Annotated in this window: 15 protein-coding genes; 8 read left to right on the top strand and 7 right to left on the bottom strand. The window is 45.0% G+C overall.

The annotated features are described in order from the left end of the window. Positions 1-129 precede the first annotated feature (129 nt). Positions 130-1,278 carry a response regulator aspartate phosphatase RapC gene (gene rapC, locus M0696_RS02180; RefSeq protein ID WP_222143543.1) on the top strand — a complete coding sequence of 383 codons (1,149 nt, stop codon included), beginning with the start codon at positions 130-132 and terminating at the stop codon, positions 1,276-1,278. Continuing rightward, positions 1,262-1,384, top strand: a complete 123-nt coding sequence (gene phrC / locus M0696_RS02185; protein WP_003224994.1) for a phosphatase RapC inhibitor PhrC — start codon at positions 1,262-1,264, stop codon at positions 1,382-1,384. Before rapC ends, phrC begins: the two co-directional genes overlap by 17 nt. A 93-nt stretch (positions 1,385-1,477) precedes the next feature. Here the strand turns inward: phrC and M0696_RS02190 are convergent, their stop codons facing one another. After that, positions 1,478-1,585, bottom strand: a complete 108-nt coding sequence (locus M0696_RS02190) for a YjcZ family sporulation protein (protein WP_071578333.1) — start codon at positions 1,583-1,585, stop codon at positions 1,478-1,480. A 150-nt stretch (positions 1,586-1,735) separates the two neighbouring features. After that, positions 1,736-3,100, bottom strand: a complete 1,365-nt coding sequence (locus M0696_RS02195) for an aspartate kinase (protein ID WP_248602436.1) — start codon at positions 3,098-3,100, stop codon at positions 1,736-1,738. Positions 3,101-3,485: 385 nt separating this feature from the next. Between M0696_RS02195 and yclN the strand changes: the two genes are divergently transcribed. The 4 genes from yclN to M0696_RS02215 are packed head-to-tail and all read left to right on the top strand — an operon-like array spanning position 3,486 to position 7,106. Then, on the top strand, positions 3,486-4,436 hold the full coding sequence (gene yclN, locus M0696_RS02200) for a petrobactin ABC transporter permease YclN (protein ID WP_248602437.1): 951 nt from the start codon (positions 3,486-3,488) through the stop codon (positions 4,434-4,436). Beyond that, on the top strand, positions 4,429-5,376 hold the full coding sequence (yclO, locus tag M0696_RS02205) for a petrobactin ABC transporter permease YclO (protein ID WP_248602438.1): 948 nt from the start codon (positions 4,429-4,431) through the stop codon (positions 5,374-5,376). The genes yclN and yclO overlap by 8 nt, the downstream gene beginning before the upstream one ends. Then, on the top strand, positions 5,370-6,128 hold the full coding sequence (gene yclP / locus M0696_RS02210; protein ID WP_248602439.1) for a petrobactin ABC transporter ATP-binding protein YclP: 759 nt from the start codon (positions 5,370-5,372) through the stop codon (positions 6,126-6,128). Before yclO ends, yclP begins: the two co-directional genes overlap by 7 nt. A 21-nt stretch (positions 6,129-6,149) precedes the next feature. Further along, on the top strand, positions 6,150-7,106 hold the full coding sequence (locus M0696_RS02215) for a siderophore ABC transporter substrate-binding protein (RefSeq protein WP_222143547.1): 957 nt from the start codon (positions 6,150-6,152) through the stop codon (positions 7,104-7,106). 48 nt (positions 7,107-7,154) lie between these two features. Here the strand turns inward: M0696_RS02215 and M0696_RS02220 are convergent, their stop codons facing one another. The 4 genes from M0696_RS02220 to M0696_RS02235 form a co-directional block, all read right to left on the bottom strand. After that, positions 7,155-8,573: an MDR family MFS transporter gene (locus M0696_RS02220; RefSeq protein ID WP_222143548.1), complete on the bottom strand. Its 1,419-nt coding sequence runs from the start codon at positions 8,571-8,573 to the stop codon at positions 7,155-7,157. 19 nt (positions 8,574-8,592) lie between these two features. Continuing rightward, positions 8,593-9,471: a TetR/AcrR family transcriptional regulator gene (locus tag M0696_RS02225; protein WP_166854290.1), complete on the bottom strand. Its 879-nt coding sequence runs from the start codon at positions 9,469-9,471 to the stop codon at positions 8,593-8,595. Between the two features lie 162 nt (positions 9,472-9,633). Then, positions 9,634-10,383: an oxygen-insensitive NADPH nitroreductase gene (gene nfsA, locus M0696_RS02230; RefSeq protein ID WP_248602440.1), complete on the bottom strand. Its 750-nt coding sequence runs from the start codon at positions 10,381-10,383 to the stop codon at positions 9,634-9,636. Between the two features lie 16 nt (positions 10,384-10,399). Next, complete coding sequence (locus tag M0696_RS02235) at positions 10,400-10,687, bottom strand: putative quinol monooxygenase (RefSeq protein WP_003225015.1); 288 nt, start codon at positions 10,685-10,687, stop codon at positions 10,400-10,402. A 139-nt stretch (positions 10,688-10,826) separates the two neighbouring features. Between M0696_RS02235 and M0696_RS02240 the strand changes: the two genes are divergently transcribed. Continuing rightward, the gene (locus M0696_RS02240) at positions 10,827-11,141 is read left to right on the top strand and encodes an ArsR/SmtB family transcription factor (RefSeq protein WP_010330808.1); all 315 of its coding nucleotides are present in this window, start codon (positions 10,827-10,829) and stop codon (positions 11,139-11,141) included. A 1-nt stretch (position 11,142) separates the two neighbouring features. Here M0696_RS02240 and gabR read toward each other — a convergent pair whose 3' ends face one another. Then, on the bottom strand, positions 11,143-12,582 hold the full coding sequence (gabR, locus tag M0696_RS02245; RefSeq protein WP_222143550.1) for a MocR-like transcriptional regulator GabR: 1,440 nt from the start codon (positions 12,580-12,582) through the stop codon (positions 11,143-11,145). Positions 12,583-12,687: 105 nt separating this feature from the next. On the opposite strand from gabR, the gene gabT reads away from it, so the two are divergent. Then, on the top strand, positions 12,688-13,998 hold the full coding sequence (gene gabT / locus M0696_RS02250; protein ID WP_166854287.1) for a 4-aminobutyrate--2-oxoglutarate transaminase: 1,311 nt from the start codon (positions 12,688-12,690) through the stop codon (positions 13,996-13,998). Positions 13,999-14,036: the final 38 nt, after the last annotated feature.

The following is a 14,036-nucleotide window of genomic DNA, read 5'->3' on the forward strand; positions in this document are numbered from 1 at the left end:
CCTTTTTTGCACACCGCTTCGGTTTATTGCGTGCTCCCGAAACAAAGATTGCGTGTTTTTCGGGTCGGGACGGTCTGTAAACATGATAAAATATGACATAAACAGTTTTTGATGGGAGAGGGTGAAGGAATGAAGAGCGGGGTAATTCCTTCTTCAGCGGTCGGTCAAAAAATTAACGAGTGGTACAAATATATCCGGACATTCAGCGTACCGGATGCCGAAGTGTTAAAAGCTGAAATCCAGCAGGAACTGAAACACATGCAGCACGATTCCAACTTGCTGCTTTATTATTCACTAATGGAATTCCGCCACCAGCTTATGCTTGATTATCTAGAGCCGTTAGAGAAATTAAATATCGAAGACCAGCCGAGCCTGTCTGAATTATCGAGAAACATTGACAGCAACCAGGCAGATCTCAAAGGGCTGCTCGACTATTATGTGAATTTTTTCCGCGGAATGTATGAGTTTGATAAGCGGGAATTTATTTCTGCCATTACATACTATAAACAGGCGGAGAAAAAGCTTTCCTTTGTTGCAGATCATATTGAACGGGCTGAATTCTATTTTAAAATCGCGGAAGCCTATTATTATATGAAGCAAACGTACTTTTCACTGATCAATATAAAAAACGCCTACGAGATTTACGTGGAGCAGGAAACCTATAATGTGAGAATCATTCAGTGCCATTTTGTGTTCGGGGTCAACCTGATGGATGAAAGGAATTTTGAGCAAGCCGCACGCCATTTCAAATTGGCGCTCGATATGGCCGAAGCAGAACAAAAAGCGCAGCTGGTCGGAAGAGCATATTATAATCTTGGACTATGCTATTACAATCAAGACCATCTTGACCCAGCTATTGACTACTTTGAAAAAGCGGTCTCCACGTTTGAAAGCAGCAGGATCATCAATTCGCTGCCACAAGCCTATTTTTTAATCACCTTGATTTATTATAAACGGGGAAAACATGATAAAGCTTCGGAATATCACAAGCGGGGCTATGAATATGCTAAAGAAACAGACGATGCAGACTATGCGGTAAAATTCGAGTTTTTACAATCCCTATATCAGGATCAGCCCAATGAAGAAGGAATCGAACGATGTTTCCAATACTTGAAAAATAAAAATATGTACGCTGATATAGAGGATTTAGCCCTAGAAGTAGCAAAATATTACTATGAACAGAAATGGTTCAAACTGTCTGCTTCCTACTTTCTACAAGTTGAAGAGGCAAGAAAACAAATACAAAGGAGTGAAGGTTTGTATGAAATTGAAATCTAAGTTGTTTGTTATTTGTTTGGCCGCAGCTGCGATTTTTACAGCGGCTGGCGTTTCTGCTAATGCGGAAGCACTCGACTTTCATGTGACGGAAAGAGGAATGACGTAAAAACCAGCCCCTTCTCATTAGAGAAGGGGTTTTTCTTTTAAAAAAACGCCGCAAGGCATAGTCTTACGGCGCTCCGCAGAGATGGTCAGCAGCTTAGAAGCCGCCAACAAACGCAGTCCCAACGATAATTAAAAGAATAAACAATACAACGATTAAAGCGAAAGAATTGCCGTAACCGCCACCGTTAGAGTATCCTGACATAAGGTTTCACCTCCCTATGAAGGATACTATAAGGTATGCAGAAACGATGAGCTTGGCAGGGATAATAGTGGACAAGAGAAAAAATGAACAATTCGGCTATATAAGGTGATATAAAAAATAGCGGACGCTTGCGCCCGCTATTTATGTATATTAAGAGATCAGCACGCCGGCGAAAAATTCCTGATATAACGCTTGGACGGCTTTTCTCTCTTCGGCTTCTTTCACGCCGAACATCATGCTTACCTCAGATGATCCTTGGTTGATCATTTCGATATTCACCTTTGCCTCTGACAATGCTTTTGCTGCTCTTGCCGTTGTGCCGACATTGTGGCGCATCGCTTCTCCTACAACCATAATCAGTGCGAGATGATGCTCGACAATCACTTCGTCAGCGTGCAGATCTTCTTGAATCAGTTTGATAACGCTGCGTTCAGTGGCGGCATCCATTTGACCCTCCCGTAAGATGATGGTCATGTCATCAATCCCTGATGGAACATGCTCATACGTTAAACCGTGCTCCTCTAGGATTTGAAGTGCTTTGCGGCCAAATCCGATTTCTCTGTTCATTAAATACTTGCTGATATAAATGCTGCAAAAGCCGATATCGCTGGCAATGCCGACGACAGGCCCGTTTGTGTTATCCCGCTTGCTGACGACCCGGGTGCCTTGTGCTGACGGGTTGTTCGTATTTTTGATTTGCACAGGAATTCCCGCCCTGAATGCCGGAATAAGCGCTTCATCATGAAACACTGAAAAGCCCGCGTAGGACAGCTCTCTCATCTCTCTGTATGTCAGTTCGCTGATTTCCTTTGGATTCTCAACGAAGGACGGATTGACAGAGTACACAGCGTCCACGTCCGTAAAGTTTTCGTACAAATCAGCTTGAAGCCCGTTGGCAAGAATCGAGCCGGTAATATCAGAACCGCTCCGTGAGAATGTGATCACATCGCCAGCCTCGCTGAATCCGAAAAAACCGGGAAAAATGATGAGACCGTCACGTTCCCGAAGACGATAGAGGTTTTGATAGGATTCAGGAAGAACTTGCGCGTTGCCGGGTTCATTTGTCACAAATAGGCCGGCATCCTTCGGGTTGACATATTCCGCTTTGACGCCTTTATGGCGGAAATAGGCGGCGATCAGCTTGGCGTTGTTATCCTCCCCGCTGGCTTTGACTGCATCAAGATATTGCTCAGGATTGCTTTTATCTCCTTCTAAAAGCGTAAACAGATCATCGCGGATTTTTTCGATAATGGTTTGCTCAAGCTGAAGCTCATTTGCGATGAGGGCATACCGTTCCACAACAGCTTCTGCCAGTTCAGGGGTGCTGCCTGATGCTAAATATTGTTCTGCACATGCGATTAAGAGATCAGTCACTTTCGTATCCTCAGCATAGCGTTTTCCCGGAGCTGAAACGACTACAGCTTTCCGTGCCGGGTCTGAGGTTACGATGTCAAACACCTTTTCAAGCTGGGCGCCTGAAGCGAGTGAGCTGCCTCCGAATTTAACGACCTTCATGTTTACATCTCCTAATGTTTAAAATTTTCACACAAATTTAGTATTTATTATCTCTCTTTCAGACCTGTAAATCAAGGGGGAATTTCTTTCTGGAGTGAACATTTGTATTTTCCATGAGGAATTAAGTCAGGTAAACTACCTGTATACATGCGTTTTGAAGATAAATATGGTAAACAACCTAACGAAATGGGATGGAAAATGATTAGAATGATTAGTAAAATTAAATACATGACTAGGTTAATATTTTGAAAGAATATTGACTAACACTAGAAAAATGGTAATATGTAAATGATAATGATAATCAATTACTATATGGCCATATTGTTTTGAGTCCTTGCGGAGTAGGAGATACGTTCTTTTTGCTGTAAGGATGTAAGGAGGCAGCATGAAGTTACGTTACTTATTTATTCTACTTATCATATTAGCAGTCACATCTGTGTTTATCGGCGTAGAAGATCTGTCGCCGCTTGATCTCTTTGATTTAAGCAAACAAGAGGCATCAACGCTGTTTGCAAGCCGTTTGCCGCGATTGATCAGCATTGTCATCGCGGGATTAAGCATGAGTATCTGCGGTTTGATTATGCAGCAGATCAGCAGAAACAAATTCGTGTCACCGACTACGGCTGGCACGATGGATTGGGCTCGGCTCGGCATTTTAATATCCTTGCTGCTGTTTACATCCGCCAGTCCTTTAATGAAAATGCTGGTTGCGTTTGTCTTTGCCCTTGCAGGAAATTTTCTGTTTATGAAAATCCTTGAAAGAATCAAGTTTAACGACACCATCTTTATTCCGCTTGTCGGTTTAATGCTCGGGAATATCGTCAGTTCAATCGCGACATTTATCGCGTATAAATATGACTTGATCCAGAATGTGTCATCATGGCTTCAGGGAGACTTCTCTTTAGTTGTGAAAGGAAGATACGAGCTTCTTTATCTGAGTATTCCGCTCGTCATCATTGCCTATGTGTTTGCGGATAAATTCACATTGGCCGGTATGGGAGAAAGCTTTTCAGTCAACCTCGGCCTGAAGTACAAACGGGTTGTGAACATCGGGCTCATTATTGTGTCCCTGATCACGTCTCTTGTCATTTTGACTGTCGGTATGCTTCCGTTTCTCGGTTTAATCATCCCGAATATTGTATCGATTTACAGAGGAGACAATCTGAAAAACAGTCTGCCGCACACGGCGCTATTGGGAGCGGTTTTTGTGCTCTTTTGCGATATACTGGGCAGAATCATTATCTTCCCTTACGAAATCTCGATTGGCCTGATGGTCGGAATCATCGGCAGCGGCATTTTCCTGTTTATGCTGTTAAGGAGAAAAGCGTATGCGTAACCAGATGAAAATTGCGTTGCTCGTTGTTATAGCCATCATATGTATTGGCTTGTTTCTGTTTTATGACTTAGGCAATTGGGATTACACCCTGCCGAGAAGAATCAAAAAGGTTGCTGCCATTGCGCTGACTGGGGGAGCGATTGCGTTTTCGACCATGATCTTTCAAACGATTACGAACAACCGTATCCTGACGCCAGGCATCTTGGGCCTTGATTCTCTCTACATGCTGATTCAGACCGGCATTATCTTTTTGTTCGGTTCTGCGAATATTGTCATCATGAATAAAAACATCAACTTTATCATCTCTGTTCTGCTGATGATACTGTTTTCCCTTGTTCTGTATCAAATCATGTTCAGGGGAGAGGGGAGAAATATCTTTTTCCTTCTGCTCATCGGAATCGTGTTTGGCACGCTGTTCAGCAGCCTGTCTTCCTTTATGCAGATGCTGATTGATCCGAATGAGTTCCAAGTTGTGCAGGACAAGATGTTTGCCAGCTTTAACAACATCAATACGGATTTGTTATGGCTTGCGTTCATCATCTTCCTGCTGACAGGCGCTTATGTTTGGCGTTTTACAAAGTTTTTTGACGTGCTGTCGCTCGGGCGCGAGCACGCCGTGAATTTGGGCATCGACTACGACAAAGTGGTGAAGCAGATGCTGATCGTAGTTGCGATCCTTGTTTCTGTTTCAACAGCGCTAGTCGGGCCGATTATGTTCTTAGGCCTTCTCGTCGTCAACCTGGCGAGAGAATTCCTGAAAACGTATAAGCATTCATACTTAATCGCAGGCTCCGTTTTCATCAGCATCATTGCGCTGGTCGGAGGGCAGTTTGTGGTTGAGAAAGTGTTTACCTTCTCAACGACGCTGAGCGTCATTATTAATTTTGCCGGCGGGATTTATTTTATCTACTTGCTGTTAAAGGAGAATAAATCATGGTAGAGGTCAAAAATGTAAGCAAACAATATGGCGGGAAAGTGGTCCTTGAAGAGACGTCAGTCACGATTCCAAAGGGCAAAATTACCTCGTTTATCGGTCCTAACGGCGCCGGCAAAAGCACGCTGCTGTCTATTATGAGCCGCCTGATCAAAAAGGATTCCGGCGAGATTTTCATAGACGGACAAGAGATTGGAGCCTGCGACAGCAAAGAGCTTGCCAAAAAAGTGAGCATTTTGAAGCAGGCGAACCAAATTAATATCAGGCTCACCATCAAAGACCTCGTCAGCTTCGGCAGATTTCCATACTCACAGGGCCGGCTGACAGAGGAAGACTGGATTCATATTAACCAGGCGCTTGGCTATATGAAACTGGAAGATATTCAGGACAAATACCTGGATCAGCTGAGCGGCGGACAGTGCCAAAGGGCATTTATCGCAATGGTCATTGCCCAGGACACAGATTATATCTTTCTGGATGAGCCGCTGAACAATCTGGATATGAAACATTCGGTTGAAATTATGAAACTGCTGAAACGGCTGGTGGAGGAGCTTGGAAAAACGATCGTGATCGTCATTCACGATATCAACTTCGCATCTGTCTACTCCGATCATATCGTTGCTTTGAAAAACGGCCGGATCGTAAAAGAGGGACCGCCTGAGGAAATGATAGAGACCTCAGTGCTTGAGGAAATCTATGATATGACCATTCCGATTCAGACGATTGATAATCAGAGAATTGGTGTTTATTTTTCTTAATATATAGAAGAGGTGAAGAGCATGAAAAAGTTTGCATTATTATTCATCGCTTTGGTGACGGCAGTTGTCATTTCTGCATGCGGAAATCAAAGCACAAGCAGCAGCAAAGGTTCTGATTCAAAGGAAGAACAAATCACAGTGAAACACCAACTGGACAAAAATGGAACAAAAGTACCAAAGAACCCTAAAAAAGTAGTCGTATTTGATTTTGGAAGCTTAGATACGTTAGATAAACTCGGTCTTGATGATAAAGTAGCGGGCCTTCCGAAACAAGCCCTTCCAAGCTATCTATCTAAATTCAAAGATGACAAATATGCTGATGTCGGAAGCTTAAAAGAGCCGGACTTCGAAAAAGTGGCGGATATTGACCCTGATCTGATCATTATTTCAGGAAGACAATCTGAGTCTTACAAAGAATTCTCTGAAATTGCGCCGACGATTTACCTTGGCGTAGACACAGCGAAATACATGGAATCATTTAAATCAGACGCAGAAACAATCGGTAAGATCTTTGATAAAGAAGACAAAGTGAAAGATGAACTCGCAACAATTGATAATTCAATTGCTGATCTTAAGAAAAAAGCTGAAAAGCTGAACAAAAACGGTCTTGTGATTATGGCGAACGACGGCAAAATCAGCGCCTTTGGTTCTAAATCAAGATATGGCTTAATCCATGACGTATTCGGCGTAACACCGGCTGATAAAAACATCAAAGCGTCTACTCACGGACAAAGTGTTTCTTATGAGTACATTTCAAAAACAAACCCTGATTACCTGTTTGTTATTGACCGCGGTACAGCGATCGGAGAAACATCATCTACTAAACAAGTCGTTGAAAACGATTATGTGAAAAACGTAAACGCAGTGAAAAATGATCATGTCGTTTACCTTGATTCTGCTACTTGGTACTTATCAGGAGGCGGACTTGAGTCTATGACGCAAATGATTAAAGAAGTAAAAGACGGTTTAGCGAAGTAAAACGAAAAAGAGCCTCCGCTCTCAAAGCGGGGCTCTTTTTTTTATGGATCAGCGTGCCGGCTGCTGTTCGGCAGGGCGCTGAGGTTTCTTTAATGTGAAGGATAGAAGTAAGCCGGCAAGCGCGATGCAGGCTGCCACGATAAAAGCGGCGTTCATGCCGTGCAGGGCGGCGTGCTTCACATTTGTTGTGCCTGCGTGAGCCGCCTGGTTACTCATGACGGATACCAATAGTGCGGTTCCGATTGAGCCGCCGACTTGGCGAATCGTATTGTTCATCGCTGTTCCGTGTGGAATCAAGTGGCGCGGCAGCGCGTTGATTCCGGCTGTCGTCACCGGCATCATGATCATGGCCGTACCTAAGAGACGAACCGTGTATAAAACGACTATCCAAGCGAGTGACGTATGGTCAGTCAGCTGCATAAACGGCAGTGATGTCAGGAAGATGATACAGAAACCGGCAATCGCCAGGCCTCTTCCGCCGACACGGTCAAAGATTCTGCCGATAAACGGTGACATGAAGCCCATCACAATGGCTCCTGGAAGAAGCATAAGCCCTGTATCAAAGGCTGTAACGTCTCTGACGTTTTGTGTATAAAGCGGCAGGATGGTTTCCGTACCGATCAATAACGCAAAGACAAGTGTTCCCAGCAGGGTTGTTAAGCTAAAGACACCAAATGTAAATACGCGGAATTCCAGCATCGGTTTTTCAAGCTTCATTTGTCTTGTGATGAACAGGAGCAATGCGATGACACCCACAAGCAATGAAATCAAGACGGTTGAACTGGTCCAGCCGTAAGAGCCGACGCTTGAGAAGCCGTACAGAAGGCCGCCGAATCCAAATGTCGAAAGGATCACTGATAAAATATCAATCTTTGTTTTTCTTAAAGTCGTCACATTCTTCATCAGGATGCTGGCAAGAATTAAATCTATTACAGCAAACGGCAGAATGATATAAAACAATGATCTCCAAGAGAAAGCTTCGACTGCCCATCCAGAAAGAGTCGGCCCGATCGCAGGTGCGAACGAGATGACCAATCCGACCATGCCCATAGCTTGGCCACGCTTTTCAATCGGAAAGATTGTCAGGAATACGGTCTGCATGAGCGGCATCATAATGCCGGCTCCAGCCGCTTGAATGATACGTGCTGTCAGCAGAACCGGGAAGTTCGGCGCAAACGCCCCGACGACTGTTCCGGCAGTGAAAATGCTCATTGCTGTGATGAGCAGCGTCCGGCTTGTGAATTTCTCAATTAAAAACGCGGTAATCGGAATTAAAATTCCATTCGTCAACATAAATGAAGTTGTCAGCCATTGTGCTTGGTTGGCATCTACATTGAAATCCCTCATAATATGGGGAAGTGCGGTAATTAATAGCGTCTGATTCAAAATCGCGACAAACGCCCCGGCTAATAAAATGCCGACAATGACCGAACGGTTAAAAGGTTTTGGTTCAATACTTTTGTCCAATACATATCCCTTCTTTTCTTTAAGTAATTAACAGTGTTTTTAACATCGAAACGGGCTGTGTTAAAACACCGGTTTGTTCCAGATAGCCAATCAGTGATTTGAGCAAAAAAGCGCGAGGTTCTTCCTTCTTTGCTTCTTCCTCCAGCATGGCGGCTGCGGATGTCAGTTCATCTACGTCATAGTCCGCGGCGGGCAGGGAAGAGATGCCTTTATGTAATTCCTTCAGGCTTTCCGACAATAGGGCTGATTTATCCTTTGGCTTGTAGGAGGATGCTGAATGAATGTAAAGCTCGATGGCTTCAGGCGGAAGAAGAGACTGCCGGGTTTCCTTGTTTTTGACAATCTGATTGAGGGTGCTGATGATAAACTCTGCGATCGGGTCAAGCTCAAGCGGTTTTTCCTCTATTTTGATCAGCATTAAAAACTCACGCATCATGCCGTGAAGAACGATGACTAGGTCCCAGACAAACGGCAGAATGGTTTCCCCATACGCCTGGATCAGCGAATCGCGGTGCCAGCAAATAATCGTCGATCTGGTCTGATGGATATGCTGTTTGACCCGGTCATTATGCAGCTTGGGGTTACCGTAGGTCAGCATATTGAAAAACTGCTGATTCCGCCTGAAGCCTTCCAGCTCCATTTTGACCTTTTGTGTCAAACGCTCCTCCGGTGTCAGTGAAGTATTTTCCTGAAGTCTTGAGGCCGCGGCCACCATTTGTTTCTGGTTAAAAGACAGCAGCTCCAAAAGCAGATCTTCCTTAGATTGAAACAGCTTATATATCGAAGCTTTTGACATCTTACATTCTTCTGCGATCGCCTGCATGGAAACCGACGTAAAATCCTTTTCCGAAAAAAGCTTTCGCGCAGCTAACAAGATATCTGTTTTTTTATCAAGCATCTCGTGGCTTCCTTCTTTCTTGAACATTAGAAAACCCATTGGTTCACAGAAAACCAATGAGTAACAATGAAAAAATTTTACCAAATAAACTAAATAGAAGTCAATGGATTTTAACCGGACAATTGAAAGGCCTGCCGGAAAATCCGACAGGCCGGGTGAGGCTTATTTTTCAACTTTAAATCCTTGTTTCTCAAGCATTTCACGGATATGCGGATAGTACAGGCGCTCATAATAGGTAGCGATGCTCTGTGACCAGTTTCTTGTTTCTTTTCCGTTTGTCCGTTTATTCATGTATTCAGACATCTGCTCGTCGTATGCCTGAATGTGAGACGTCAGCTCATCTTGATTCAAATATGTTTCCTGATGATTGACTGCTTCCTGCGGTAAGCGCGGTTTTTTCGCTGAACGGTCGGCAGGATGCCCGATGACAAGGCCGGATAAAGGGAACACGTATTTCGGAAGCTCAAGCAGTTCGATCAGCTCTTGAGGGTTTCCGCGAACCGCACCGATCGGAACTGTGCCAAGTCCGAGTGATTCAGCAGCTGCTGTCGCTGTGCCGAGGGCGATACCAGCGTCTACTGCACCGACAAGAACAGATTCTAAGCCATTTGTGATTTCCATTTTGATATCATTCAGTACCTCAAGCGCGATTTTGGCCCGGTTAAAGTCTGCGCAGAACAGCAAGAAAACAGGAGCCTGGTCAATCCAAGGCTGTCCGCCTGCCAGCTCGGAGATTTTCTTTTTGCGCTCTTTATCCTGCACTGTGATCACAGTCACTTGCTGCCCGTTAATAGAAGTTGGGGCTGATTGTACCGCTTCGATGATTTGGTCCAATTGTTCCTGAGCTACAGGCTCATCTGTGTAGCTGCGAATCGAGCGGTGGTCTGTTAATGATTTAATGACTTCATTCATATGGGACACCCTTTCCTTACTCGCTAAGCTCTGTGCGGACAACATCAAGAGGAGCACTCAGCAGTTCTTTCCCTTTTGCTACAAACCCTTGGAAATGAGCAGTTTCATTGTGGGATTTCATCGCTGCTTCATCTTTCCATTGTTCAAGCATCACAAATGTATTTTCTTCGCCTACTTTTTCGAATAGGTCGTATTGCGCGTTGCCTTCCTCAGCTCTTGAATGCTGAACAAGCGATTGCGCCTCGCTCAAAAATTCCTCGCGTTTTTCTGGTTTTACTTTGATGTAAGCTTGTAATACGATCATGTCAATCTCCTCCATCGTTATGTTGAATTATTGTTCGAATTTCATCGAACTAACTGTAACATGTAATCAAAATGAGGTAAAGGAAAAACCCTTAAATAGTAAAATTGTCATTCTAATTGTTGTGTGATACATTTGTGTCATGAACATTCCAAACCATCCAGAAACAGAAACGTTGCAGCTGACAAAGGTTCTTCACGCACTGAGTGATCCGCTTCGTTTAGAGTTGGTAAAGCAATTGGCTGAAGCGAAAGAAAAAACGTGCGGCACCTGTGCGGATGTACAGGTTGCCAAATCGACCTTGTCACATCATTTTAAAGTATTGAGAGAATCAGGCATCGCTCAAGTTCGTATAGAAGGAAAGCGCCGGTATTATTCACTTCGCGCTGAAGATCTCGAAAAGGCATTTCCAGGCCTGCTTGAAGCCGTGCTGAATGTGGACCAGGACCGCTGGTGAATCAATCCCCTGTACCGGGGATTTTTTTATGTCCGTAAACAGCGCGGAAAAGCCTCTCAACACCCTCCTGAATGTCTTCTTCCTTTAGCCGGGCGAATCCGATAATAAGAGCGGGCCTGCCTGTTTGCCTTCTTTTTTCCTTCAAATCAAACCGGCTCATTCCAAAGATTTCAAGCTGCTGGCCGGCGGCATGTGCCAGGATATCTTGTTCGGAGCGGCTGGTATCAAATTCGGTAACAAAGTGCAGTCCCGCATTTGCCCCCTTTACGGTAACCTCTCCGTTGAACTCTGTTTTTAAAGCGGTGATCAGACGTTCTCTCTTTTCTTTATAATGCTGCTTCATTTTTTTTATATGCTTCTGATATTCTCCGGACTCGATAAATTCCTGCAGGGTGAGCTGCGTAAGCGACGAGCATGTCTGCAAATCATAGCCCCGCTGTTTGTATTTTCGCAATAGCTCCGGCGGCAAAACCATATAGCTGATCCGCAAGCCGGGGAGAAGGGACTTTGAAAAGGTGCCCATATAGATGACATTTTGAAAACGGTCAAGGCTTTGCAGTGCCGGAATACTGTCTACATCATATGTAAATTCGCTATCATAATCGTCTTCAATAATATAGCGATGCGGCTCCTCAGCTGCCCAGTTAAGCAGCTGAATTCTTCTGGATACAGGCATAATCGTTCCGGCCGGAAATTGATGAGATGGAGTCGTCACCAGCACATCAGGCTGCTGTCTGCTGATTTCAGCAATCGACATGCCTTTTGCATCCAACATGATGGTCTTCACCTGATTTCCGGCATTTTTTAAAAGCTGGTACATGCGCCTGTAACCGGGCTCCTCCATCGCATACACTGCTTCCTTAGGCAAAAGCTCAGTCAATAGCTGCATAAGCACCTGTGTGCCCGCCCCTATGACGATTTGCTCCGGCCGGCATTTTACGCCCCGTGTCAGGGAAATGAGCCTGGTAATGGCCGCTCTCACTTCATATATCCCTTGCGGATGTGACATATCGCCGAGCGTGCGGTATGAACGGGAGGTTGCTTTTTGCTCGCAGCGAAACCAGCTTTTGATCGGAAAATGGTCTGTATCGGCACTCATGTGTGAAAACGAAATCCAATTGCTCTGATCGATGTGAACCTCTTTCAGGTCATCAGGCAGTGCAAATGGGGGGTGCTCCTCGGCAGAAAACATGTCCAGCTTCTCCACGAAAAAACCCTTTCGCTCAATGGCGTACAAATATCCCTCAGCCAGCAGCTGCTGATAGGCTGAATTCACTGAGTTTACGCTGACCTTCAGCTTCTCAGCCAGCTCCCGTTTGGAGGGAACCTTCGAGTGTGGCAGCAGATTGCGGCTGAGGATTTCTTTTTTCAGCTTTTGATAAATTTGCTGATAGATATAATCGGCTTGTTCTGAGCGATCGAGTGTGATTGTGATGTCCATTTGCGCTTTCTCCTTCTGGTACCATCAAAAAGTTATAATTGGTACTTTTCATCATACCAAAAAGAAGTCAGAATGATAAGAAAATAGCGACAGGGGGACATTCACATGAGTCAAACAACAGCAAGCATTACGACTGCCCAGTGGCAGCAAAAACGGGATCAATTCGTGTCAAAAGGTGTAAGCAACGGCAACCGCAGTTTGGCGGTAAAAGGAGAAGGGGCTGAGCTGTACGATTTGGACGGCCGGAGATTTATTGATTTTGCAGGCGCCATCGGAACATTAAACGTCGGACACTCGCATCCGAAGGTGGTTGAGGCTGTGAAGCGTCAGGCGGAGGAGCTGATTCACCCGGGCTTCAATGTCATGATGTATCCATCTTATATCGAACTAGCGGAAAAACTATGCGGTATTGCGCCGGGCGGCCATGAGAAAAAAGCGATCTTTCTGAACTCAGGGGCGGAAGCGGTCGAAAACGCTGTAAAAATTGCCAGAAAGTATACAAAGCGCCAAGGGGTAGTCTCGTTTACACGCGGGTTTCATGGGCGCACGAATATGACCATGAGCATGACGAGCAAGGTAAAACCTTATAAATTCGGCTTCGGCCCTTTTGCGTCAGAGGTTTATCAAGCGCCGTTCCCATATTATTATCAGAAGCCGGCCGGCATGAGTGATGATAGCTATGATGACATGATCATCCAAGCGTTTAATGATTTCTTCATCGCTTCAGTCGCGCCGGAAACAGTAGCATGTGTCGTGATGGAGCCTGTACAGGGAGAAGGCGGCTTTATTATTCCATCGAAACGATTTGTGCAGCATGTCGCATCCTTCTGCAAAGAACACGATATTGTTTTTGTCGCTGATGAAATTCAAACGGGTTTTGCCAGAACAGGCACTTATTTCGCAATTGAACATTTTGATGTTGTTCCTGATCTGATCACGGTTTCTAAATCACTTGCAGCGGGATTGCCGTTAAGCGGTGTGATCGGCCGTGCGGAAATGCTTGATGCAGCAGCGCCAGGGGAGCTGGGCGGAACGTATGCTGGGAGCCCGCTCGGGTGCGCGGCAGCTTTGGCAGTCTTGGATGTTATTGAAGAAGAAGGACTAAATGAGCGATCTGAAGAAATTGGCAAAACCATTGAAAACAAGGCGTATGAGTGGAAACAAGAATTCCCGTTTATGGGTGACATCCGCAGACTCGGAGCAATGGCGGCAATCGAAATCGTCAAGGATCCTGACACGCGTGAGCCTGATAAAGCAAAAGCAGCAGCAATTGCAGCGTATGCGAACCAAAATGGATTGCTTTTGCTGACTGCGGGAATAAATGGCAATATCATCCGCTTTCTGACGCCGCTCGTCATCTCAGACAGCCTTCTGAATGAAGGGCTGAGCATCTTGGAAGCAGGTCTGCGAGCTTAATCATTGGAAAGAAAACGGTTGGGTCTGCTATCATTTTA

The sequence above is a fragment of the Bacillus rugosus genome, from assembly GCF_023238245.1.
GTDB classification, from domain to species: Bacteria; Bacillota; Bacilli; order Bacillales; family Bacillaceae; genus Bacillus; species Bacillus rugosus.

What these genes read in the sequence shown, in the direction of transcription:
- yclP (WP_248602439.1), top strand. Translation starts at nt 5,370, where the DNA reads ATGGTAGAGGTCAAAAATGTAAGCAAACAATATGGCGGGAAAGTGGTC.
- M0696_RS02190 (WP_071578333.1), bottom strand. Translation starts at nt 1,585, where the DNA reads ATGTCAGGATACTCTAACGGTGGCGGTTACGGCAATTCTTTCGCTTTA.
- phrC (WP_003224994.1), top strand. Translation starts at nt 1,262, where the DNA reads ATGAAATTGAAATCTAAGTTGTTTGTTATTTGTTTGGCCGCAGCTGCG.
- gabR (WP_222143550.1), bottom strand. Translation starts at nt 12,582, where the DNA reads ATGGACATCACAATCACACTCGATCGCTCAGAACAAGCCGATTATATC.
- yclO (WP_248602438.1), top strand. Translation starts at nt 4,429, where the DNA reads ATGCGTAACCAGATGAAAATTGCGTTGCTCGTTGTTATAGCCATCATA.
- M0696_RS02215 (WP_222143547.1), top strand. Translation starts at nt 6,150, where the DNA reads ATGAAAAAGTTTGCATTATTATTCATCGCTTTGGTGACGGCAGTTGTC.
- M0696_RS02225 (WP_166854290.1), bottom strand. Translation starts at nt 9,471, where the DNA reads ATGCTTGATAAAAAAACAGATATCTTGTTAGCTGCGCGAAAGCTTTTT.
- nfsA (WP_248602440.1), bottom strand. Translation starts at nt 10,383, where the DNA reads ATGAATGAAGTCATTAAATCATTAACAGACCACCGCTCGATTCGCAGC.
- M0696_RS02195 (WP_248602436.1), bottom strand. Translation starts at nt 3,100, where the DNA reads ATGAAGGTCGTTAAATTCGGAGGCAGCTCACTCGCTTCAGGCGCCCAG.
- rapC (WP_222143543.1), top strand. Translation starts at nt 130, where the DNA reads ATGAAGAGCGGGGTAATTCCTTCTTCAGCGGTCGGTCAAAAAATTAAC.
- M0696_RS02240 (WP_010330808.1), top strand. Translation starts at nt 10,827, where the DNA reads ATGAACATTCCAAACCATCCAGAAACAGAAACGTTGCAGCTGACAAAG.
- M0696_RS02235 (WP_003225015.1), bottom strand. Translation starts at nt 10,687, where the DNA reads ATGATCGTATTACAAGCTTACATCAAAGTAAAACCAGAAAAACGCGAG.
- yclN (WP_248602437.1), top strand. Translation starts at nt 3,486, where the DNA reads ATGAAGTTACGTTACTTATTTATTCTACTTATCATATTAGCAGTCACA.
- gabT (WP_166854287.1), top strand. Translation starts at nt 12,688, where the DNA reads ATGAGTCAAACAACAGCAAGCATTACGACTGCCCAGTGGCAGCAAAAA.